Origin of the sequence: Pseudoalteromonas nigrifaciens, assembly GCF_002221505.1 — a bacterium.
GTDB classification, from domain to species: Bacteria; Pseudomonadota; Gammaproteobacteria; order Enterobacterales; family Alteromonadaceae; genus Pseudoalteromonas; species Pseudoalteromonas nigrifaciens.
The window spans coordinates 2,752,469-2,775,995 of record NZ_CP011036.1; the positions used below are offsets into that span (position 1 = coordinate 2,752,469).

At 41.9% G+C, this 23,527-nt stretch carries 14 protein-coding genes and 4 rRNA genes; 6 read left to right on the forward strand and 12 right to left on the reverse strand.

Features of this window, described 5'->3' with window-relative positions; translation table 11 throughout:
* Nucleotides 1–187: 187 nt before the first annotated feature.
* Nucleotides 188–1,693: a capsule assembly Wzi family protein gene (locus tag PNIG_RS13070; RefSeq protein ID WP_089368980.1), complete on the forward strand. Its 1,506-nt coding sequence runs from the start codon at nt 188–190 to the stop codon at nt 1,691–1,693.
* A 103-nt stretch (nt 1,694–1,796) separates the two neighbouring features.
* Here PNIG_RS13070 and hldE read toward each other — a convergent pair whose 3' ends face one another.
* Together hldE and PNIG_RS13080 are read right to left on the reverse strand one after the other, a co-directional pair.
* Nucleotides 1,797–3,236 carry a bifunctional D-glycero-beta-D-manno-heptose-7-phosphate kinase/D-glycero-beta-D-manno-heptose 1-phosphate adenylyltransferase HldE gene (gene hldE / locus PNIG_RS13075; protein WP_011328980.1) on the reverse strand — a complete coding sequence of 480 codons (1,440 nt, stop codon included), beginning with the start codon at nt 3,234–3,236 and terminating at the stop codon, nt 1,797–1,799.
* Nucleotides 3,236–3,826 carry an SIS domain-containing protein gene (locus PNIG_RS13080; RefSeq protein ID WP_011328981.1) on the reverse strand — a complete coding sequence of 197 codons (591 nt, stop codon included), beginning with the start codon at nt 3,824–3,826 and terminating at the stop codon, nt 3,236–3,238. The genes hldE and PNIG_RS13080 overlap by 1 nt, the downstream gene beginning before the upstream one ends.
* Nucleotides 3,827–4,064: 238 nt before the next feature.
* Here PNIG_RS13080 and waaA point away from each other — a divergent pair, with 238 nt between their 5' ends.
* Together waaA and PNIG_RS13090 are read left to right on the forward strand one after the other, a co-directional pair.
* Nucleotides 4,065–5,348, forward strand: a complete 1,284-nt coding sequence (gene waaA / locus PNIG_RS13085) for a lipid IV(A) 3-deoxy-D-manno-octulosonic acid transferase (protein WP_089368668.1) — start codon at nt 4,065–4,067, stop codon at nt 5,346–5,348.
* The gene (locus tag PNIG_RS13090) at nt 5,345–5,893 is read left to right on the forward strand and encodes a DUF1415 domain-containing protein (protein WP_089368669.1); all 549 of its coding nucleotides are present in this window, start codon (nt 5,345–5,347) and stop codon (nt 5,891–5,893) included. The genes waaA and PNIG_RS13090 overlap by 4 nt, the downstream gene beginning before the upstream one ends.
* A gap of 50 nt (nt 5,894–5,943) precedes the next feature.
* On the opposite strand, the gene PNIG_RS13095 is transcribed toward PNIG_RS13090, so the two are convergent.
* From PNIG_RS13095 to purL, 4 genes are all read right to left on the reverse strand, one after another.
* Nucleotides 5,944–6,273, reverse strand: a complete 330-nt coding sequence (locus PNIG_RS13095; RefSeq protein WP_011328984.1) for a YdbL family probable chaperone protein — start codon at nt 6,271–6,273, stop codon at nt 5,944–5,946.
* Between the two features lie 11 nt (nt 6,274–6,284).
* Complete coding sequence (locus PNIG_RS13100; RefSeq protein WP_011328985.1) at nt 6,285–6,482, reverse strand: YnbE family lipoprotein; 198 nt, start codon at nt 6,480–6,482, stop codon at nt 6,285–6,287.
* A 2-nt stretch (nt 6,483–6,484) separates the two neighbouring features.
* Nucleotides 6,485–8,953 carry an intermembrane phospholipid transport YdbH family protein gene (locus tag PNIG_RS13105; protein ID WP_089368670.1) on the reverse strand — a complete coding sequence of 823 codons (2,469 nt, stop codon included), beginning with the start codon at nt 8,951–8,953 and terminating at the stop codon, nt 6,485–6,487.
* A 148-nt stretch (nt 8,954–9,101) separates the two neighbouring features.
* Nucleotides 9,102–12,992, reverse strand: a complete 3,891-nt coding sequence (gene purL, locus PNIG_RS13110; RefSeq protein WP_089368671.1) for a phosphoribosylformylglycinamidine synthase — start codon at nt 12,990–12,992, stop codon at nt 9,102–9,104.
* A 211-nt stretch (nt 12,993–13,203) separates the two neighbouring features.
* Between purL and mltF the strand changes: the two genes are divergently transcribed.
* Nucleotides 13,204–14,616 (forward strand): membrane-bound lytic murein transglycosylase MltF, encoded by a 1,413-nt coding sequence (gene mltF / locus PNIG_RS13115; protein ID WP_011328988.1) that lies wholly within the window; start codon nt 13,204–13,206, stop codon nt 14,614–14,616.
* A gap of 194 nt (nt 14,617–14,810) precedes the next feature.
* Entirely contained in the window at nt 14,811–14,978 is a 168-nt protein-coding gene (locus tag PNIG_RS20050; protein ID WP_167376939.1) for a hypothetical protein, read from the forward strand.
* On the opposite strand, the gene tadA is transcribed toward PNIG_RS20050, so the two are convergent.
* The gene (tadA, locus tag PNIG_RS13120; protein WP_089368672.1) at nt 14,975–15,481 is read right to left on the reverse strand and encodes a tRNA adenosine(34) deaminase TadA; all 507 of its coding nucleotides are present in this window, start codon (nt 15,479–15,481) and stop codon (nt 14,975–14,977) included. The two genes, PNIG_RS20050 and tadA, sit on opposite strands and share 4 nt — an antisense overlap.
* A 178-nt stretch (nt 15,482–15,659) precedes the next feature.
* On the opposite strand from tadA, the gene PNIG_RS13125 reads away from it, so the two are divergent.
* The gene (locus PNIG_RS13125) at nt 15,660–16,964 is read left to right on the forward strand and encodes an inosine/guanosine kinase (RefSeq protein ID WP_011328991.1); all 1,305 of its coding nucleotides are present in this window, start codon (nt 15,660–15,662) and stop codon (nt 16,962–16,964) included.
* A 22-nt stretch (nt 16,965–16,986) separates the two neighbouring features.
* Here PNIG_RS13125 and glsB read toward each other — a convergent pair whose 3' ends face one another.
* The 5 genes from glsB to PNIG_RS13150 all read right to left on the reverse strand — a co-directional run bounded on the left by glsB (nt 16,987) and on the right by PNIG_RS13150 (nt 23,226).
* The gene (glsB, locus tag PNIG_RS13130) at nt 16,987–17,910 is read right to left on the reverse strand and encodes a glutaminase B (protein ID WP_011328992.1); all 924 of its coding nucleotides are present in this window, start codon (nt 17,908–17,910) and stop codon (nt 16,987–16,989) included.
* A gap of 151 nt (nt 17,911–18,061) precedes the next feature.
* Nucleotides 18,062–18,176: ribosomal RNA gene (gene rrf, locus PNIG_RS13135) — 5S ribosomal RNA — on the reverse strand.
* Nucleotides 18,177–18,242: 66 nt separating this feature from the next.
* Nucleotides 18,243–18,357, reverse strand: a 5S ribosomal RNA gene (gene rrf / locus PNIG_RS13140).
* 145 nt (nt 18,358–18,502) lie between these two features.
* Nucleotides 18,503–21,391: ribosomal RNA gene (locus PNIG_RS13145) — 23S ribosomal RNA — on the reverse strand.
* Between the two features lie 299 nt (nt 21,392–21,690).
* A 16S ribosomal RNA gene (locus tag PNIG_RS13150) occupies nt 21,691–23,226 on the reverse strand.
* The 16S, 23S and 5S rRNA genes sit together here, the layout of an rRNA operon.
* Nucleotides 23,227–23,527: the final 301 nt, after the last annotated feature.

Genomic DNA, 23,527 nt, shown 5'->3' on the forward strand with positions numbered 1-23,527 from the left:
CACTCAGTATATCAATCACATAGTTTTAGCGATAGATAGCGACCCTTTTTATCTTATTTTTAGCCTTACTGCGCCCATTTAGTTACTGCAATAAAGTGCTTTGATTGCTAAACTTAAGGTAATTTAAATCACAAGGATCTGAACTTTGCGAAACAAAATTTTTATATTGTCTTCACTTTTTTGCGCAATGAGCGCGCCGGTTAACGCAGAGCCATGGGTAAAACCAGATGATTATGGGTTAAGAGCTGATATTCAACTTTTAGCCGATGCTGGCGTTATTTTAGCCCCGGTAACCACTTACCCTCTAATGTGGAAGAGCTTTATAAGTGAAGTAGATAACACTCCCCTAGGCCAGTTATCGCCAAACTTGCAAGATGCTTTATTACGGGTAAAACATCGTTACAAGTCTGAAAATACGGGCTCTCATAGTGTACAACTGTCTGCTTTTGCAAGTTCAGATACTATTGTTGCCACCAGTTTTGGCGCAACTAATACCCAAGAGTCAGAAGCATCTGCTGCCTACGCCTATTTAGGCGACAGTTTTGCCGCTAAAGTAGCGGTTAATTATCGCAATGATGGCAAAAAGTGTTTTGTTACTGGGAAAACTGCAGACGATATAGTGCTAGATGAGCAAGCACTTACTGACTGTAATGACACCTCCTTTGATGGCAGTTATATAGCTTACCGTTTAGGTAACTGGATTTTTAGAGCCGGTGCCATAGAGCAGTTTTGGGGCCCGGGGGTTGATAATAGTTTAATAATGTCGGGCAACGCTAAACCATTGCCTGCAATGAGCGTGACTCGAGAGCAAAGCACTGCCTTTGAAACCCCTTGGCTAAGCTGGTTAGGCCAATGGGGATTTACCGCGCAAATGGCTCAGTTAGAATCTACTCGTGTAATTCCTGATGCTTTACTGTGGAGTACTCGCGTTAATTTCAGGCCATTACAGCAATTAGAAATTGCACTGAGCTGGTCAGCGCAATGGGCTGGCGATGGCCAACCTAGTTCAGCGAGTGACTTTATTGATATAGTGACAGGTGAAGCAGCTTGTATAGATGGCACTACTACTTGTGATGATGAATTAAAATCTAAGATTGGTAATCAACTTGCGGGTATAGATATTCGCTGGTCTGACACTTTATTTAGCCAACCGTACGCAATTTATGCAAGTACCATTGGTGAAGATGCCAGCTCAAAGTTTAAACCTGTCGACAGAGCCTATTTATTTGGTGTACAAACTACTCATCGTATTTATGATCAAAACGTATTAGTAAATGTAGAGTACATAGATACGGGCGTAACATGCTCTGCTGAATCAAGCAGTGAAAACTGCTATTACGAGCATTCAGATTACAAATCTGGTTACCGCTACCATGGCCGTACCATAGGTTCAACATTTGATAATGACGCGCAATCACTAGTACTAACTGTGCTAGGCCAGCTTTCAAATGGAGATGATTGGCAAGTTAAATTACGCGATGTTGATTACAACAATGATAACCGCGATCGCTACCCTAATAACCCTGATTTAGGCAATACCATTACTAAAACAGCTTATAACAGTAAACAGCTTGAAATACGTTACAGGCAACTTGCTATGGGTGGGCGCTTAACGCTAGGCGCTTTTGCATCAAATAACGATGCAGCAGAAAACGACACATCTGCATTTGCTAAATATGAATATAACTTTTAAATTCGGGATTTTTGGCTATCCTAAACTAGGATAATAAGTGCAAATAAAAAGGGATGAAAACACTGTTTTCATCCCTTTTTTAATTCATTAATAACCGTCGTAATTACTGCTTAATCTTACTAATCACTTTTGAAGTTGAGCAACCATCTAAAAACTCAAGCACCTCAACTTTTCCGCCGTGAAGCAGTACATGCTCAGCACCGGCTATTTGTTCAACCGTGTAGTCGCCACCTTTAACTAAAATATCTGGGCTAATTTGCTCAATTAATTTAGCCGGTGTGTCATTTTCATCCGCACTACCAAATGGAATAACCCAATCAACAGAGGAAAGTGCACTTAATACCATAGCTCTTTCATCTAGCGGATTAATTGGCCTATCGGCGCCTTTTAATCGTGATATAGACGCATCGTTATTTAGCCCCACCACTAATCTATCGCCACGCGCTTTTGCTTGTGCTAAATAGCGTACGTGCCCAGCATGCAAAATATCAAAGCAGCCATTGGTAAATACAATTGTTTCGCCATTTTGTTTTGCAAACTCTATATGCTGCAGCACATCGTCAAACGGAGTTTGATAATGCTCACCAGTGGCATGTAAATATTGACCCAGCTTACGACTAAGTTCTTCTGGCGACACTGTGGCCGCACCTAATTTACTCACCGCAATGCCCGCTGCTAAGTTAGCAATTTCCACCGCATTTTTAGGTGTCATTCCCGCCCCTAGCATCACGGCTAGAGTTGCTATAACTGTATCGCCTGCGCCGGTTACATCACTGACTTCAAGCTCTTGCGCGGCAAAATCATATTTTTCAGTCGCACTAATTAACGACATTCCTTGCTCTGAACGCGTTAGCAACATTGCTTTTATGCCTGCGTCACTTATGAGCTTACGCGCACTTGTTGCCAAGCCCTCTTCTGAGTCTGTTTGCCCACCCGCTAATTTAAACTCATTTAAATTTGGTGTAATGTAGTCTGCACCTCTATATAAATGTAAATCGGACGACTTAGGATCAACGAGTACCGTTTTCCCTGCTTTTTTAGCTAGGCTTATCATGTTTTCAATCAGGCTCAATGAACCTTTATTGTAATCAGAAAACACTATAAAATCGTACTCATCAAGTACTAGCTCTAAACGGTTTAATAACAGCTGGCTGTGTTGCTCTGTAAACGTCTCTTCTAGATCTAGCCGTACAACTTGTTGATGACGGCTAATCACTCGCATTTTAGAAATTGTCGGTAAGTCGCATACACTTACTAACTGTGAATTTATTTTTTCACCTTCTAAAATGCCTTCTAGTATCTGTCCACCTTCATCTTCGCCTATTAAGCCAAGTAGGCCTACTTTACCATCTAATCGGGCTATATTTTTAGCCACGTTTGCTGCGCCACCGGCTTTGTCTTCTAATTTGCTTACTTTAACTACCGGCACCGGAGCTTCTGGGGAAATACGCCCTGAATCACCATACCAATAACGGTCAAGCATTACATCGCCAACCACCAAAATACGTGCGGCTGATAAGTTTTTTAATAGCGATAAATCCATTACTGCTGCTCCGCAACTACCATATCAATAGCTTCACATAACCAATGGCCAATAAACATGTGTGCTTCTTGAATTCGCGCTGTTTCATCGTTTTTAATAATAATAGGTAATTTGGCAATATTTTTAACTTCACCTCCATCACGCCCCGTTAATGCTACGGTAAAGGCCCCTATTTTATTCGCTGCTGCTAACGCTAGATTAATATTGGCGCTTGTACCTGATGTGGTTAACCCTATAACTAAATCTTCTGGTTTACATAAGGCTTGTACTTGGCGTTCAAACACAGTGTCAAAATGATAGTCGTTACTGTGCGCAGTTAAAATTGACGTATCGGTTGTAAGTGCCATAGATGCAAGTGGACCACGCTCTAATTTATAACGCACTACAAATTCTGCCGCTAAATGCTGTGCATCGGCCGCACTACCACCGTTACCAAGCCAAACAACCTTACCGCCTGCTTGTAATGCACTATGGCACACTTCTAACAATTGCATAGACTCTTGATGATAAGCCTCCATCGTTTCAAATAATGCTAAATGACGATTTAAACTCTCAAGGTAACTCGTTGCTACTGAATCGATAATTGACATGGTAAATTCCTCTAGGAATTGAAATGGCAGGAAAAATTAATTTCATTATTCCATAAATCTATACCCAAATCACCTCAATATACATATTACTGAAACAGGTATTTTGAGCTAACTTGAATAGCGTTATTATTATTTTATCGGGTAGCAGCTGAACACAAACCATATTTTATCTTTTCTGTGTTTAGAATTGATCATTTTCACGTTAAACTAAGACGACTTACCCTTATAAAAGCTTAGTATGGCACGCATTTTTTATTCACTCGCATTAATGATTATTAGCCCACTAATCGTATTTTATTTATATGTATTACGCGGTAAAAAAAACCCAGGTTATAGAGCGCACTTTAAACAGCGCTTTGGTTTTGTGGACAAGTCTTTATTTGCCAATAACAATAAGCCGCTGCTAGTGCATTGTGCATCTGTAGGTGAGGTACTCGCCGCTACCCCCCTGATCAAAGCAGTACAAAAAGCGCACCCTAAATTAAATATACTTATAACGTGCAACACCCCTACTGGTCGTGAGCAAATCATTACGCAGTTTAAAAACACGGTAGCCTGCTGCTACTTACCTATGGACTTTCCATTTGCAACCGCCCGATTTTTAAAACGAGTAAAGCCACAAGCCCTGTGTATTTTAGAAACTGAACTGTGGCCCAACCTTATGGCAAGTAGTCGCAATAGAAATATTCCGGTACTTGTTTTAAACGCTCGCTTGTCTGAAAAATCGCAACAGGGTTATCAAAAAGTAGCTAAGCTAACGCATATTATTATGCGCTCTATCACTGTATTGGCCAGTCATAATAAAACTGACGCCAAACGCTTTATAGAGCTTGGCCTTGAGCCACATAAAAGTAAAGTTACAGGTTCAATAAAATTTGATATTACACCTACCCAAGAGCAACTAACTAAGGTAACTGCACTCAAACAGCTTTATAATTTAGAGCAGCGCTTTATATGGGTTGCAGGCTCCACTCACCCTATCGAGCATGAGCAGGTAATTAGCGCTCATAAAAATCTATTAGAAAAACAACCCAATGCGTTACTCATAATAGCGCCGCGCCATCCTGAACAGTTCGATAAGGTTGCAGATTTACTAACGCAAAGTACACTGAGTTTTAGTCGTCGCAGCAATAATAATTATAATAACGAAAACGTCTTGTTAGCAGATACGCTTGGCGAGCTGCAATACTTATATGGCGCTGCTAATGTGAGCTTTATTGGCGGCAGTTTAATTCGCCGTGGTGGCCATAATCCACTTGAATCAGCTGCATTTTCAGTGGGCGTTATCAGCGGGGTGCATACCTATAACTTTGATCATATTTACCCTGAGCTTATAAAGCTCAAAGGCGCTATTGTGGTTGATAATGCTGATGAGCTAACACAACAACTTATAGCATTAAATCAAAACAGCAAAGCATGCCAAACTTTAGGTAAAAAAGCAGCGCAATGCGTGGCCAATAACCAAGGTGCTATACAAAAAACACTTAACATTATTAATCAATATTTAGAGCCCAAACCGTGACCAACATAGCCATAAGCCAAACCCGCGAATGGGTTTCAAATGTTATTGTAAAATATAACTTTTGTCCCTTTGCCCGCAAAGAAGTAGAAAATAACTGTATTCATTATTTTGTAAGCCCTGCTAGCAGCATAGACGATGCCGTAATGGACATGCTTGAGCAATGTATTGAGCTTGACCGAGAGGCTGCACGCGAAACCACACTTATTATGTTTGATAACGGCTTTTGCGACTTTGAAGACTTTTTAGACTTGGTTGACTTAGCCAACGCGCTGTTAGTAGCCCAAGGTTTTGAAGGTAAGTATCAAATTGCTAATTTTCATCCCGATTATGTATTTGCCGATAGCGACGCAAGCGATGCGGCAAACTATACTAATCGCTCCCCTTTTCCTACTTTGCATTTAATTCGCGAAGCAAGTATGAGTGCAGCACTTGAGAGTTATAACGAACCCGAATCTATACCTGAGCACAATATAAATTTAGCAAGGCGCAAGGGTATTGATTTTTGGCAACAGTTACTCGAAGGGTGTAAAAAAACGAGCGCTTAAAGCGCTCGGTTATATATAACAGTAAATAGCATATAACAGTAAATAACTCGTTATTTTTTAACCCAATTACCATTTACTTCAACAAAATGACCTCTTTGGGTTTTTTCGATTGTTTTTGCCGCCGCTAACGCTTCTACTTGCGACAGTGACAAGTTATTTTTTTGCGCTAATTTTAAATACTGTGCTTTACGCTTAGCATTAATGGTATCAACGACCACTTTAGCCTCTGCATTTTGTACCACTAAGCCCAAATAGCCTGAGCTATCTTCGCCTACTAAACCTTGGCTTTTAGCATCATCTAAACTAATAGCCCATGCCGAAAAAGACATACATACAGCACTAACTAATGTAATTATGCTTAATTTGTTGTTAACTTTCATATCCTAGCTCCTTAAAATAACTCACTGTCGTCACTAAATAAATTATCGAGTTCTTTATCTACTTTTACACGAATTTCGTGATCAACCTTCACATTTAAATTAATTGTAATAGGCTCTTTAGCAGCTACCTCTACTCGGTGCGTACACGCACCAAGGGCACTTATTGCTGCAAATACAATAAGTACTTTTATGCTTAACGACTGTTTCATCATTAGTTTCCTTTTTGTGAGTATTGTTGCTCAACTTTTTGTGTAATTTCATCACTTAAGCGCAATGCACGTAATAAAGTAAATATATTTTCTTCATGATTATAATTAAAGTTAACTTGCTGCTCTGCTTGCTTATTATAACCTTGCAAATTTACGCCAAGCTTTAGCCAACCATCACTTTTAAGTGCCACACTGCTATTAAGCTTTTGTATATCAAGATTTTTAAGTAATCCCAATACAGGCTGTAACTCTTGTTGCTGCTGCATAACTGAATCAAATGCTGCGTTATTAGTAATCATTAACTTACCCGTTCCTTGATTACTTAAACTGCCATTTACTACCTCAATACCCGTGTTATTAAAGTGCACTGGCAAAGTGCCGGCAAAACGCCCTGAAAGCGTAATCCCCGACTGTTCATCAAGTGTAATAAGTTTACTGCCATCAATGTTTTTAAATTTAACATTAGCAACTTGCTGCAGGTCATTAAGCGAGTATTTATCAAGGCTAAACTCACCATCAAATAACGCTCCTGCAATGTCAAATATACGCGCATTATTGTTTTTAACCTGCCAGTTCCCTTTAATGTTTTTAATAACAACACCAGCCCTTAGTTCATTTAAGTTAAAGGTAGTGGGTTTTACATTAAGCTGCCCTGAATTATATTCGCCAACAAATTGGCTACTTAAATCGCTAGCAAGGTAATCGTTATAAAGCGCACTTACGTTGTTTAACTCCATTGCAAACGAGGCATGTTGTAAATTTACATCCCCGCTGATTCGGCCATTAAACGTTCCCTGTGTAAGCTGCGCTAATGGCTCAAACTGATGAATAAAGGTATTTAATAACACTATACTTTGTGTAGGTACTACTATTTCAAATGGATGTTCCACTGCCGATATATGATGGTTTACCGCTAATTCAATATCGTTTACAAATACGTGATGTGATGCTTTTAGAGCGCGACTTTGCAATCCTGTAGAAGCAACTTTTATATTATTGAGTTTTATAACAGGGCTATTAAATTTATTTATTACTGTATTAGCACTAAGGTCTGCAAATAATTCACCATGAGTTAAATTTGCTTTAGCAGTTATGGTATTGCTTATATCTGTTAATTTAAATTCGTTATATTTTAACGTTTTAAATAGGGTTTTTAGTGTTATTTGTGCGTTTAAAGCATCATCTAGCTGTGCCGTTAAGCGACCTTCGTATTGATCTACACTCAGTTGTGCAAAATCAACCTTTGCGGCTGTTAATCTACTTGTAGCATTACCACTTGGTTTTCCATCGACTATATTTATTAAATTAAATTGCCCTGAGGCGTTAACTTTATTAGCGCTAATTTTATTACTACTAGTACTGGCAATAAAATCGGGAAGTGAATTAAGCGCAACAGTATAATTACCTTTAAGTGTGTTATTTTTAAATTCTGCATTAAGCTCAATGTTTTTAATATCTGGCGTACTTATACTAACCGCTAACATGCTTTTAAAATCCGCCCAAAGGTTGGTAAAATTAAGCTCTGACTCCATTAGAGTTATTTCAAATTGATTATCTCCTTCGCTAATTATATTTAGCATTGGCAAAGTAAGGTGGTTATTAGTAATACTAATCACTTTAGGAAGTTTAATCTGCCAATTTAAAGGGGTTTGCTCAGCTATAAAATCAGCATAATCACTCGGCGGAACGAGTGAGCTACACGTAGGCGTTAAATTTAATTTATTGTTTAACAAACTCGAATCTAGCTCAACTAATTTACTATTTAAATTAAAACCAATAATTAACCTACCATTAGCCAATGCTTCAAGCCGGCACTGCTCCATAGCATATTCAAACTGTGCGTTTACATCGCCATTTAACTGCAGTTCAATACCATCAAAGCTAAATACTTGCTGAGTACTAAAGCTAATACCTGCAACGGCTGTATTTTCGGTATTTATAAGCTGCTTTAACAGAGAGTCATCAACAGAAAACTGCCCTGTTAGTTTATTATTAGCTAAAATTGCTTTAGCGTTTATATCGCCTGTTATATTAAATTGATTTAAAATCGGCTCTGCTAAATTTATTTTTAGTGGCTTGTTAAAGTCATTACTCTTTATTACCAGCTGTTTTATAGCAATTAATGGACGTTTTTCTGGCAGCGCGAGAGCAAGTTTTTTTGCCGCGGAGCTACTTTGATTACTTTTGGGAAGTGGATTTATACTTAATACTGCATGCTCAACAATCACTTGCTTTGTATTTACAGTAATATCGATTAGCTCTAATTGTTGATTTTGATAAGTTAAGCATACTTTGTCGGCATGAACATTTAATTGAGCTGTAACCGAAAAATCTAAGCAACTGAGTGTAATACCCGCTTTTTCTAATTGCGGTGTTATAGCCCACTGGACTAATGGCAAACGAAATATATAACCAAGCAAAATTATGCTTAGTAATAAACTGCTAATAATTAAACTCACACGCTTAAACATATTATCCTTAATATTAGTGCTAGGTTCTAGGTTCTAGGTTCTAGGTTCTAGGTTCTAGGTTCTAGGTAATCATAAACAAAAAAGGCTGCACAAGGCAGCCTTTTTATTATACTCAACTTAAATGAACCTAAATTGAGCAGTTAGGTTATTAACCTACATTTTTACGCGCGTTGCGGAACATACGCATCCACGGGCTATCTTCTCGCCACTCATCTGGGTGCCAAGAGTTAGCAACAGCACGGAATACACGCTCAGGATGCGGCATCATTACTGTTGCACGTCCATCGGTAGAGGTAATACCTGTAATCCCTTCTGGCGAGCCATTTGGGTTTGCTGGGTATTGCGTTGTAGGATTACCGTAGTTATCTACAAACTTAACCGCTACAGTACCCGAGTCTAATGCTGCTTTAACTGCGTTATCGTTTGCAAATTCAGCATGACCTTCACCGTGCGATACTGCAATTGGCATACGCGAACCAGCCATACCATTAAAGAATACCGATGGATTTTCTTGTATTTCTACTAAGCTAAAACGTGCTTCAAAACGCTCTGATTTATTCGTTACAAAACGTGGCCAATGCTCAGTACCTGGGATCAACTCTTTTAAAGTAGATAACATTTGGCAACCGTTACACACACCTAAACTAAAGGTATCTTCACGGTGGAAAAAGCTTTGGAACTGTTCACGCGCCATGTCGTTAAACAATATCGACTTAGCCCAACCTTCGCCTGCACCTAATACGTCACCGTAAGAGAAACCACCACATGCCACTAAGCCTTTAAACTGCTCAAGCGATAAACGCCCTTCTAGAATATCACTCATGTGTACATCAATGGCAGCAAAACCAGCACGATTAAATGCGGCAGCCATTTCTAGATGAGAGTTTACTCCTTGCTCACGTAAAATAGCCATTGGTGGTTTAGCGCCCGTTGCAATATACGGTGCTGCTATATCTTCGTTTAAGTCAAAGTTTAACTTAACGTTTAAGCCAGGATCTTTAACATCAAATTTGGCATCAAACTCTTGCTTAGCGCACTCAGGGTTATCGCGACGCGCCTGCATTTGATACGTTGTTTCTGCCCACATAGTACGCAGCTCTGTACGCGTGTTACTCAGCACGGTATTTTTACCACGGTTAAATACAATCGCATCGTCGCTATTAAGCGTGCCTATAATATGGCTGATTGTCGCTAAGCCATGATCTTTAAGTACCGCATTAACTGCATCTAAATCACTATTAGCCACTTGAATAACAGCGCCAAGCTCTTCGTTGTAAAGCGCTTCAATGTCGTTGCCTGTTAAGCCATTAATATCAACAGTTACACCTGTGTGACCAGCAAATGCCATTTCGGCAACTGTGGTAAATAAACCACCGTCTGAACGGTCATGATAAGCAAGTAACTTACTATCAGCTACCAATACTTGCATGGCGTTATAAAAGCCTTTTAATAACTCTGGGCTATCAACATCAGGCGTTATATCACCTAATTGCTTATAAACCTGCGCTAAGCTTGATGCGCCCATGCGGTTTTTACCCGCACCTAAGTCAACTAAAATAAGTGATGTTTCGCCTTTGTCGGTACGTAGCTGCGGTGTCACTGTTTTACGTACATCGTCAACACGGCCAAAGGCAGTGATAATTAACGATAGCGGTGATGTTACTGATTTCTCTTGTGAATCACCTTCATCTTTCCATGTCGTTTTCATCGACATAGAATCTTTACCTACTGGAATTGTTAAACCAAGCGCTGGGCAAAGTTCTTCACCTATGGCTTTTACTGCTTCATATAAACCAGCATCTTCACCAGGGTGACCCGCTGCTGCCATCCAGTTAGCCGAAAGCTTAATATTTTCAAGGCTACCAATATTTGCACAGGCAATATTTGTTAACGACTCTGCCACAGCTAAACGCGCCGATGCAGCGTAATTTAATAGCGCTGCAGGAGTGCGCTCGCCCAACGACATAGCTTCACCATGGTAAGTATCGTATGTAGCAGCAGTTACAGCACAGTTAGCCACAGGTACTTGCCAAGGGCCAACCATTTGGTCGCGCGCTACTAAGCCTGTTACCGAGCGATCGCCAATTGTAATAAGGAAGGTTTTTTCTGCAATGGTTGGTAAGCGCAATAAACGCTGCGCCGCATCTGCTACATTAATATTTGTAACATCAAGTGCTTTACCTACAACCTGCTTTGAGGTTACATCGCGATGCATTTTAGGTGCTTTACCTAATAATACGTCTAGTGGTAAATCAACAGGGTTATTATCAAAGTGGCTATCGGCAACCGTTAGGTGTGGCTCAGCAGTCGCTTCGCCTATTACCGCGTACTGTGCTCGTTCGCGCTTACAAATAGCTTCAAAACGGTCAAAATCTTCAACACCTACGGCAAGTACATAACGCTCTTGCGATTCGTTACACCAAATTTCGTGTGGTGCCATACCTGGCTCATCATTTGGAATATCGCGTAGTTGAAACTTACCACCACGGCCACCGTCATTTACTAGTTCAGGAAATGCGTTTGATAAACCACCGGCGCCCACATCGTGAATAAACGCAATTGGGTTTTCATCACCTAGCTGCCAACATTTGTCGATAACTTCTTGGCAACGACGTTCCATTTCTGGGTTTTCGCGTTGTACTGAAGCAAAATCTAAATCTTCATTTGATTGCCCAGACGCCATGCTTGATGCTGCACCGCCGCCTAAACCTATGTTCATTGCTGGGCCACCTAAAGCAATGAGCTTAGCACCAACAGGAATTTCACCTTTTTGTACATGGTCTGTGCGAATATTACCTAAACCACCGGCAAGCATAATTGGTTTGTGGTAACCACGTACCTCAAGGCCATTATGGCTTGTCACTTGCTCTTCATAGGTACGAAAGTAACCTAACAAGTTAGGACGGCCAAACTCATTATTAAATGCAGCGCCGCCAAGCGGCCCTTCAGTCATAATATCCAAAGCGGTAACAATACGCCCAGGTTTACCAAAATCACTTTCCCACGGTTGCTCGTAACCAGGAATACGTAAGTTAGAAACAGTAAAGCCAACTAAACCAGCTTTAGGCTTAGAACCACGGCCAGTAGCACCTTCATCACGTATTTCACCACCTGAGCCTGTAGCAGCACCTGAAAATGGCGCTATGGCGGTTGGGTGATTATGAGTTTCAACTTTCATTAGTATTTCGATGTCTTCTTGATGATACGCATATTCACCTTGCGCATTGGGGAAGAAGCGCCCCGCTTTTGAGCCTTTCATTACCGCGGCATTGTCTTTATATGCCGACAATACATTTTCAGGGTTTTTCTCAAAAGTATTTTTAATCATCTTGAACAGCGACTTTGGCTGCTCTTCACCATCGATTGTCCAGTCTGCATTAAATATTTTATGACGACAATGCTCTGAGTTTGCTTGGGCAAACATAAACAATTCGATATCGTTAGGATTACGGCCTAACTTTATAAAGTTTTCTACTAGGTAATCTATTTCGTCATCTGCAAGGGCAAAACCTTGTTCAACGTTAGCAATTGCAAGCGCTTCTCGCCCACCACTTAAAATGTCTACAGATGACATTTGACGCGGTGCATCACTGCGAAATAGTTGCGCAGCATCCTCAAACTGGCTATGGGTTGCTTCGGTCATACGGTCATGTAATAACGCCGTTACTTGTAAAAGTTGCTCTGCGTTTAGCTCACCTTCAACATAATAAGCAATACCGCGTTCAACACGATGAACCTGCTTTAAGCCACAGTTATGGGCTATGTCGGTTGCTTTAGAAGCCCAAGGCGAAATAGTGCCAGGGCGAGGTGTTACTAATACAAGTTTACCTGCTGGGGTATGCTCAGCAATAGTTGGACCGTAGGTTAATAGTTTTTCAAGCTTGGTTTGCTCAGCGCTACTCAATGGCGATGTTAAGTCGGCAAAGTGCGCATATTCAGCATATACGTTGGTGACAGGAAGTTGCGATTGTTGGCAACGCGCTAAAATTTTATTAACTCTGAACTCTGAAAGTGCTGGTGCACCACGAAGGATCAACATAGATAATTTCATCCGGGGTTAGGGATTGAACGATATTTTAGGGCAACATTATAGTCTAAGTAGCACTTAGATTTAACTCATAATTTCGCTTTTCATAAAATTAACTTTTTTTCTTTATTTACAGCCACTCGAAACGAATAAAACTAAACGCTAAGTGACGTAATGGCTAAGTTTTGTTATAACGGGGATTAGGGCGTTAAAGAGGCAAACAATGTTGAAAGAAAAACTAATCATAATTATTACTTTAGTTATGCTGTTGTGTGCATGCGATATACAAGAGCAGTCGACTCAACTTGCCCAAATAAAAGCGCAAAACAAAATTAGAGTGGGTACATTAGCCAGTGCCAGTAACTATTATCAGGCAGTACAAGGTGAGCAAGGCTTTGAATACGAGCTTTCTCAGGCCTTTGCAGACTATTTAGGTGTAGAGCTTGAAATAGTCCCATTTTTTAATTTATCAGACATGTTTGCACGCCTGCAAAGCGGTGATCTTGATTTAATTGCCTCAGGCCTTACCTATAATAAAACACGTGCACAACAATATCGTTTTGGCCCTACCTACCGAACCATTAGTCAAAAACTAGTGTATAAACAAGGTATAGAGCGACCACGCGACTATGATGATTTAACTGGTAATCTCATGGTTATAGCTAAAAGTAGTCACTCACTTACTTTACAAAAAGTAAAAAAAAGCAATCCAGAACTTAACTGGAGCGAAACCGAAGAATTTGACGAAGAAGAGTTACTACAAGCCGTTATTGATGGCGAAATAGATTACACTTTAGCCGACACCCATACGTTATCGTTATTTCGTCGTTATCACCCTAATTTAAGTATTGGTTTTTCAATTACGCATAACGACCCGATCGCGTGGATGCTGCGTAAATCAAATGACGATTCGCTTTATGCTTTATTAGTCCCTTTTTTTGGTGAAGCAAAACAAAATAATCAACTTTATGTACTTGAAGAAAAATACTTTGGTCACGTTCGTCAATTTAACTACGTAAATACACTTGCCTATATTGAAGCAATAAAAGAAACACTGCCTAAATACCAACCATGGTTTGAACAATATGCAGGAACACTTGATTGGCGTTTACTCGCAGCATTAAGCTATCAGGAATCTATGTGGAACCCGCGAGCAAAATCACCAACTGGGGTGCGAGGAATTATGATGCTAACCCGTAATACTGCTAAGCAAGTTGGGGTTACTAATAGGTTAGAGCCAGAGCAAAATATTCGCGGTGGCGCAAAATACTTAAGTAAACTAATTAAACGTATCCCCGATCGTATTCCACAACCAGACAGAACCTGGCTCGCACTTGCTGCGTATAATGTAGGCTGGGGACATGTAAACGACGCACGAATTATTACTAAACAACAAGGCGCAAGCCCTGATAAGTGGGCCGATGTTAAAAAGCGCTTACCATTACTAATTAAAAAACGTTACTACCGAAAAACGCGTTATGGCTATTCTCGTGGTGATGTTGCGGTGAGCTATGTTGATAATATTCGCCGTTATTACGATGCCCTAGTTTGGCTTGATGAAAATAACGCAATAGAAGAAAAACCAGAAGCACCTGTAGTTGCCCCTAAAATTGGGGATGAGGTTGAAGCAAAATAGTAAACTGACAAACGATAATAATAACAACTAATTCATTACTCTAATAAATACGCCCTAGGTAATTAAAAAACTGTTTACTTGTCATCAAATGTTCAATAATGTGTGTTAATTATATATTCACATTAATTAATGATAAACATCTGAGTAATTTGGATATAATTTGTGCATTTCTCATTATTGCATTAGGAGAAAACATGCTAAAACGTAAACGCACGCAAAGATTCAAACGAAAAACAATTAACTCAACAGCAACTCGACGCCGCGTTATGCTGCGTAATTTACATAAAAAAATAATTTGGCGCCGCCGCATGTTTGCAATGCAAAAAATGGCAGAGCTAGATGCTTTAATGGCAGCAAGTTAAAGTTCATTGCTATTACGAGCAGCCTTTTTGGCTGCCTTAATTTGCGCTCTTCTGCGCTTAAAAAAGTCAGATATAATAGTAGCGCACTGCCCCTCTAGTACACCACCTAATACCTCCACCTGATGATTTAGCTTAGGCTCTTGCAACAAATTCATAATCGAGCCAGCAGATCCTGTTTTAGCATCGGCAGCACCAAACACTAAACGCTTAATTCTACTGTGCACTAATAACCCCGCGCACATAGAGCATGGCTCTAAGGTCACATAAAGCGTGCAATCAATTAAACGATAATTATTAAGTGCTTTACCGCCTTTACGTACAGCCATCATTTCAGCATGAGCTGATGGGTCATTATCAGTAATAGAACGGTTATACCCTGCAGCAACAAGCTGATTGTCTTTAACAAGAATGGCACCAACAGGGATCTCATCTAGTTGTTCTGCTTGCTTTGCGTACGTTAACGCTTGTTGCATCCAATAGTTGTCATCAAATCGTTCGTTCATTGAAGCTACTTTAATTATTTTTTATGCATGAATTATATCAAGTTAGCTAATTAAAGTGCGTAATTACGGCATTTATTGCAAAAATAAAACAAATTAAAACGGTTTATCGTGGCTCCTAAGGGGGGATTCGCGCTATAATCTCACGCTTTTTTTATTTAGCTCACAATACGGGTAGCAAATGAAATTTCCTGGACGTCGCAGGCATAAACATTATTTTCCAGTGGAAGCCAAAGATCCACTAACTAATCAACTTAACGCCACAGAAAGATTACACAGTAGCTATATTACCGGAATCGATCAGATTGTTGTCGATATCGAAGCCAAGGTCGATCAAGCTTTCCTCGATGAATTTAAGCTGCAACGAGGCATGTCACAAGTTATAGATAGTGACGTCACTAACGCCTTATATGAGCGTTTAAAGCTACATGAAATGGTTGACTACGAGTATGCTGGCGGAACCGTTGGTAATACTATGCACAACTATTCAGTACTTGCCGATGACAGATCTGTGCTATTGGGCGTAATGAGTGAAAACATAAATATAGGCAGTTATGCTTATCGTTTTTTATGTAATACCTCAAGCCGCGTAGATTTAGATTATTTACAACCAGTAGATGGGCCAATTGGTCGCTGCTTTACACTAATTGATGAAACTGGTGAGCGAACCTTTGCTATAAGTGCAGGGTTAATGAACCACTTACGCCCTGAATCTATCGATAAAAGCCTTATTGAAAATTCTTCCGCGTTGGTGATCAGTGCTTATTTAATGCGCACTCAAGGCGCAGAAACCATGACAGAAGCCACCATACAAGCGGTTAAATACGCTAATGATGCTGGTGTACCTGTGGTACTTACACTTGGAACTAAATTCTTAATTGAACAAGATCCAACCTGGTGGGCTAACTTTGTTGAAAAGCATGTCGATATTCTTGCAATGAACGAAGAGGAAGGCTTGGCAATTACTGGTTTTGAAGATCCCCTTTTAGCAGCTGATAAAGCGCTTGATTGGGTCGACTTAGTAATTTGTACTGCCGGTGAAAAAGGCTTATTCATGGCAGGTTACGTTGACGAGCAATTAAAACGCGAAACCGAGTACACATTATTACCTGGTGCAATTCCAGATTTTAATCGTTATGAGTTCTCACGTGCTATGCGCAAAGCTGACTGTGATGATCCAATTAGAGCCTATAGCCACACAGCCCCATTTATGGGTGGCCCTGATTCAATCAAAAACACCAATGGTGCTGGTGATTGTGCGCTTGCGGCGGTTTTACATGATTTATCTGCCAATGTTTATCATAAAATAAACGTCAGTAACTCAGCAAAACACCAGCAAAAAGCAATTACCTACTCGTCATTATCACAAATAAGTAAATACGCTAACAGAGCAAGCTTTGAAGTATTAGTGCAGCACTCTCCTCGCTTATCTCGTGGTTTACCAGAGCGCGAAGATTGCCTCGAACTAGTCTACTGGGATAAATAAGATTTTAAGGAGCAATAGCTCCTTAAAATATTGAAATGTCGAGTTTTTTTGATAGCAGCTCTAATGCTGCTATTCCCGCCACCGAGTTGCCAAAAGAGTTTAACCCTGGTGACCATACCGCAACAGTAAATTTATTAGGTAATACCGCTAAAACCGTACCAGACACCCCAGATTTCCCCGGCATACCTACCCTATAACCAAAGTCACCTGCTGCATCATATAAACCACTGGTAAAGAGTAAAGAGTTAAGCTGCTTAGTTTGACGGCTCGGTAACACCCGTTTACCTGAAGTGTTATCAATCCCATTATTAGCTAAAAAATTATACGCTTTTGCCAGTTCAATACAATTTAGTTCAATAGCACAAAAGTTAAAGTAAGCCCAAAGCACATCATCCACTTCATTTTCAAAGTTACCAAATGACTTCATTAAATGCCCCATAGCCGCATTTCTATGCCTAAACTCATATTCTGAGTTTGCTACCTTTTTATCTATTGCTATACACCTATTCCCCGATAAAGCCCGAAATGTTTCAAGCATAGTATGCATAGGAGCCGATAAGCGACTGTATAAAGCATCGCAGGTTACAATCGCACCTGCATTAATAAATGGGTTACGAGGTATGCCTTTTTCAAATTCCAACTGAGTAAGCGAATTAAATGCAGTTCCTGATGGCTCTTTCCCCACGCGATGCCACAGTTCATCACCATAACGTTGTAATGCTAACGTTAATGTCATTACTTTTGATACAGATTGAATAGTAAATTGTTGCGTACAATCACCCGCACAAAATGTTTCGCCTGAGGTAGTGTAAATAGCAATAGAAAATTGTTCGGGATCAACCTCTGCCAACGCCGGAATATAATCGGCCACTTTACCTTGTGATAATAAGGGAGCTACCTCTTGGGTTATGTCATTCAATACTTGTTGATAATCAGTAGTAGGCAATAGAAACCTCAATTACACGGTTATATAAAGCAGAATTTTAGCATGCAAGCAGTAAGTACGCTTTCACTTTTTAAATAGCTTGTGCTTACTTTATAAATTCTAAAAAGCAAAAAACCCGTTACATTACTGTAACGGGTTTCTTTAATTTAAATCCTGGCAATGTCCTACTTTCACATAGCAAATGCTACACTATCATCGGCGCTGTTTCGTTTCACTACTGAGTTCGGCATGGGGTCAGGTGGGTCCAAAACGCTATTGTTACCAAGAAAATTCGTTTCAATTTTCTTATTTTTATAATTTATTCAATTTAAAGTCTCTCGACTAAATTTGGAGCCTGGCAATGTCCTACTTTCACATAGCAAATGCTACACTATCATCGGCGCTGTTTCGTTTCACTACTGAGTTCGGCATGGGGTCAGGTGGGTCCAAAACGCTATTGTTACCAAGCAAATTAGGGCGTTAATTCGTATCACTACAAATTAACTGAATTTGGAAAATATCTGATAATATTTTTTAAGTCTTTGCGTAAATATCTACTTTAGCAATATTAACTTCTTGCTTGAACTGTCACATAAAACGCGTTTGGCGTTGTATGGTTAAGCCTCACGGGTAATTAGTACAAGTTAGCTTAATGCCTCACAGCACTTCCACATCTTGCCTATCAACGTTGTAGTCTCCAACGGCCCTTCAGAGAGCTTATAGCTCTAGTGAGAAATCATCTCGAGGCCTGCTTCGCGCTTAGATGCTTTCAGCGCTTATCAGTTCCGAACGTAGCTACCGGGCAATGCCATTGGCATGACAACCCGAACACCAGCGGTTCGTTCACTCCGGTCCTCTCGTACTAGGAGCAACCCCTCTCAATTCTCAAACGCCCACGGCAGATAGGGACCGAACTGTCTCACGACGTTCTAAACCCAGCTCGCGTACCACTTTAAATGGCGAACAGCCATACCCTTGGGACCGACTTCAGCCCCAGGATGTGATGAGCCGACATCGAGGTGCCAAACACCGCCGTCGATATGAACTCTTGGGCGGTATCAGCCTGTTATCCCCGGAGTACCTTTTATCCGTTGAGCGATGGCCCTTCCATTCAGAACCACCGGATCACTATGACCTACTTTCGTACCTGCTCGACGTGTCTGTCTCGCAGTTAAGCTGGCTTCTACCATTACACTAACCGTACGATGTCCGACCGTACTTAGCCAACCTTCGTGCTCCTCCGTTACTCTTTAGGAGGAGACCGCCCCAGTCAAACTACCCACCAGGCACTGTCCGTAACCCCGATTCAGGGGCCAACGTTAGAACATCAAAACTACAAGGGTGGTATTTCAAGGTTGACTCCAACAAAACTAGCGTCTCATCTTCAAAGTCTCCCACCTATCCTACACATGTAGGTTCAATGTTCAGTGCCAAGCTGTAGTAAAGGTTCACGGGGTCTTTCCGTCTAGCCGCGGGTACACAGCATCTTCACTGCGATTTCAATTTCACTGAGTCTCGGGTGGAGACAGCGTGGCCATGGTTACACCATTCGTGCAGGTCGGAACTTACCCGACAAGGAATTTCGCTACCTTAGGACCGTTATAGTTACGGCCGCCGTTTACCGGGGCTTCGATCAAGAGCTTCTCCCTAAGGATAACCCCATCAATTAACCTTCCGGCACCGGGCAGGTGTCACACCGTATACGTCATCTTGCGATTTTGCACAGTGCTGTGTTTTTAATAAACAGTCCCAGCCACCTGGTCACTGCGGCTCCCGTCCGCTTAGAGAGCAAGTCTCATCACAGATAGGAGCGTACCTTCTCCCGAAGTTACGGTACGATTTTGCCTAGTTCCTTCACCCGAGTTCTCTCAAGCGCCTTAGTATTCTCTACCTGACCACCTGTGTCGGTTTGGGGTACGATTCCATATAATCTGAAGCTTAGAGGCTTTTCCTGGAAGTATGGCATCAGCAACTTCATCACCGTGGTGACTCGTCTCGTGTCTCAGGTTTAATGTTCGTCCGGATTTACCTAAACAAACGCCCTACTCACTTTCACATGGACTACCAACGCCATGCTTGCTTAGCCTGCTCCGTCCCCCCATCGCAATTATATCGAGTACAGAAATATTAATCTGTTTCCCATCGACTACGCCTTTCGGCCTCGCCTTAGGGGTCGACTTACCCTACCCTGATTAACATGGGATAGGAACCCTTGGTCTTCCGGCGTGGGAGTTTTTCACTCCCATTATCGTTACTCATGTCAGCATTCGCACTTCTGATACCTCCAGCAACCCTCCCGGGTCACCTTCAACGGCTTACAGAACGCTCCCCTACCACTCATCCTAAGATGAATCCGCAGCTTCGGTGCATAGTTTAGCCCCGTTACATCTTCCGCGCAGACCGACTCGACCAGTGAGCTATTACGCTTTCTTTAAAGGATGGCTGCTTCTAAGCCAACCTCCTGGCTGTCTGGGCCTTTCCACATCGTTTCCCACTTAACTATGACTTTGGGACCTTAGCTGGCGGTCTGGGTTGTTTCCCTCTTCACGACGGACGTTAGCACCCGCCGTGTGTCTCCCGGATATTACTTTACGGTATTCGGAGTTTGCAAAGGGTTGGTAAGTCGGGATGACCCCCTAGCCTTAACAGTGCTCTACCCCCGTAAGTATTCGTCCGAGGCTCTACCTAAATAGATTTCGGGGAGAACCAGCTATCTCCCGGTTTGATTAGCCTTTCACTCCTAACCACAAGTCATCCCCTAACTTTTCAACGTTAGTGGGTTCGGTCCTCCAGTTGATGTTACTCAACCTTCAACCTGCTCATGGCTAGATCACCGGGTTTCGGGTCTATACCTTGCAACTATTCGCCCAGTTAAGACTCGGTTTCCCTACGGCTACCCTAATCGGTTAACCTCGCTACAAAATATAAGTCGCTGACCCATTATACAAAAGGTACGCAGTCACCCAACAAGTGGGCTCCTACTGCTTGTACGTACACGGTTTCAGGTTCTATTTCACTCCCCTCACAGGGGTTCTTTTCGCCTTTCCCTCACGGTACTGGTTCACTATCGGTCAGTTGGGAGTATTTAGCCTTAGATGATGGTCCACCTATATTCAGTCAAAGTTTCACGTGCTCCGACCTACTCGATTTCACTTAAAATGTCTTTTCATGTACGGGACTATCACCCTGTATCGTGGCGCTTTCCAGCAGCCTTCCATTAACACATAATAAGCTTAAGGGCTGTTCCGATTTCGCTCGCCGCTACTTTCGGAATCTCGGTTGATTTCTTTTCCTACGGGTACTTAGATGTTTCAGTTCTCCGCGTTCGCCTCGTTAACCTATGTATTCAGTTAACGATACCTGCAAGCAGGTGGGTTTCCCCATTCGGAAATCCTAGTCTCAAGTGCTTTTTACTAGCTTGACTAGGCTTATCGCAAGTTAATACGTCCTTCATCGCCTCCAACTGCCAAGGCATCCACCGTGTACGCTTAGTCACTTAACCATACAACCCAAACGGGTCTTTGTTGTGTGACAGTTTAACTTCGCCAGAAGTCAATATTGAATACTAAAGTAGATACCAATCAATCAACTCAAAGAGTTAATTAAATGGCACTGAATGGTACTGCTACCATTCTTTTTTTACTTTTGAAAACTCTTGATAAATAACAATGTTATTCATCAGAATTTTATTATCAGCTTTTCCAAATTTTTAAAGAGCATATTAATTAGTTATTCCGAAGAACAAGCACTAATTAACAATCATCTGTGTGGACACTACGAACAAATAAGTTCTAAATCGTATAAGGAGGTGATCCAGCCCCAGGTTCCCCTAGGGCTACCTTGTTACGACTTCACCCCAGTCATGAATCACTCCGTGGTAAACGTCCTCCCGAGGGTTAGACTATCTACTTCTGGAGCAACCCACTCCCATGGTGTGACGGGCGGTGTGTACAAGGCCCGGGAACGTATTCACCGCGTCATTCTGATACGCGATTACTAGCGATTCCGACTTCATGGAGTCGAGTTGCAGACTCCAATCCGGACTACGACGCACTTTAAGTGATTCGCTTACTCTCGCGAGTTCGCAGCACTCTGTATGCGCCATTGTAGCACGTGTGTAGCCCTACACGTAAGGGCCATGATGACTTGACGTCGTCCCCACCTTCCTCCGGTTTATCACCGGCAGTCTCCTTAGAGTTCTCAGCATTACCTGCTAGCAACTAAGGATAGGGGTTGCGCTCGTTGCGGGACTTAACCCAACATCTCACAACACGAGCTGACGACAGCCATGCAGCACCTGTATCAGAGTTCCCGAAGGCACCAAACCATCTCTGGTAAGTTCTCTGTATGTCAAGTGTAGGTAAGGTTCTTCGCGTTGCATCGAATTAAACCACATGCTCCACCGCTTGTGCGGGCCCCCGTCAATTCATTTGAGTTTTAACCTTGCGGCCGTACTCCCCAGGCGGTCTACTTAATGCGTTAGCTTTGAAAAACAGAACCGAGGCTCCGAGCTTCTAGTAGACATCGTTTACGGCGTGGACTACCGGGGTATCTAATCCCGTTTGCTCCCCACGCTTTCGTACATGAGCGTCAGTGTTGACCCAGGTGGCTGCCTTCGCCATCGGTATTCCTTCAGATCTCTACGCATTTCACCGCTACACCTGAAATTCTACCACCCTCTATCACACTCTAGTTTGCCAGTTCGAAATGCAGTTCCCAGGTTGAGCCCGGGGCTTTCACATCTCGCTTAACAAACCGCCTGCGTACGCTTTACGCCCAGTAATTCCGATTAACGCTCGCACCCTCCGTATTACCGCGGCTGCTGGCACGGAGTTAGCCGGTGCTTCTTCTGTCAGTAACGTCACAGCTAGCAGGTATTAACTACTAACCTTTCCTCCTGACTGAAAGTGCTTTACAACCCGAAGGCCTTCTTCACACACGCGGCATGGCTGCATCAGGCTTGCGCCCATTGTGCAATATTCCCCACTGCTGCCTCCCGTAGGAGTCTGGGCCGTGTCTCAGTCCCAGTGTGGCTGATCATCCTCTCAAACCAGCTAGGGATCGTCGCCTTGGTGAGCCATTACCTCACCAACTAGCTAATCCCACTTGGGCCAATCTAAAGGCGAGAGCCGAAGCCCCCTTTGGTCCGTAGACATTATGCGGTATTAGCAGTCGTTTCCAACTGTTGTCCCCCACCTCAAGGCATGTTCCCAAGCATTACTCACCCGTCCGCCGCTCGTCAGCAAAGTAGCAAGCTACTTTCTGTTACCGCTCGACTTGCATGTGTTAGGCCTGCCGCCAGCGTTCAATCTGAGCCATGATCAAACTCTTCAATTAAAAAGTTTTATGTCTTTCGACAGCTCAATGAATTCTGAATTTATTTTAATATCTTTCGATATTGAATTGACTGTGCCGAATAATTACCGAAATAACTATTCTGTTGGTCACTCAGTTTTCAATTGAGACTCTAATTTGTTTGCCTCGCTAATTACCCATAAAGAGTAAGTAGGTTGGCTGTTAGAACTCAATCTGTACGAGTGCCCACACAGATGATTGCTTTATATTGTTAAAGAACGTTTTGAGTCGCTTTAGCGTCTCAAGGGATGCGTATGATACATCCTTTATTTTTCGAGTCAAC

Excerpts from the sequence above, each read along its gene's own strand:
- PNIG_RS13070 (WP_089368980.1), top strand. The coding sequence starts at position 188 with ATGAGCGCGCCGGTTAACGCAGAGCCATGGGTAAAACCAGATGATTAT.
- hldE (WP_011328980.1), bottom strand. The coding sequence starts at position 3,236 with ATGGATTTATCGCTATTAAAAAACTTATCAGCCGCACGTATTTTGGTG.
- PNIG_RS13080 (WP_011328981.1), bottom strand. The coding sequence starts at position 3,826 with ATGTCAATTATCGATTCAGTAGCAACGAGTTACCTTGAGAGTTTAAAT.
- waaA (WP_089368668.1), top strand. The coding sequence starts at position 4,065 with ATGGCACGCATTTTTTATTCACTCGCATTAATGATTATTAGCCCACTA.
- PNIG_RS13095 (WP_011328984.1), bottom strand. The coding sequence starts at position 6,273 with ATGAAAGTTAACAACAAATTAAGCATAATTACATTAGTTAGTGCTGTA.
- PNIG_RS13100 (WP_011328985.1), bottom strand. The coding sequence starts at position 6,482 with ATGAAACAGTCGTTAAGCATAAAAGTACTTATTGTATTTGCAGCAATA.
- PNIG_RS13105 (WP_089368670.1), bottom strand. The coding sequence starts at position 8,953 with ATGTTTAAGCGTGTGAGTTTAATTATTAGCAGTTTATTACTAAGCATA.
- purL (WP_089368671.1), bottom strand. The coding sequence starts at position 12,992 with ATGTTGATCCTTCGTGGTGCACCAGCACTTTCAGAGTTCAGAGTTAAT.
- mltF (WP_011328988.1), top strand. The coding sequence starts at position 13,204 with ATGTTGAAAGAAAAACTAATCATAATTATTACTTTAGTTATGCTGTTG.
- PNIG_RS20050 (WP_167376939.1), top strand. The coding sequence starts at position 14,811 with ATGCTAAAACGTAAACGCACGCAAAGATTCAAACGAAAAACAATTAAC.
- tadA (WP_089368672.1), bottom strand. The coding sequence starts at position 15,481 with ATGAACGAACGATTTGATGACAACTATTGGATGCAACAAGCGTTAACG.
- PNIG_RS13125 (WP_011328991.1), top strand. The coding sequence starts at position 15,660 with ATGAAATTTCCTGGACGTCGCAGGCATAAACATTATTTTCCAGTGGAA.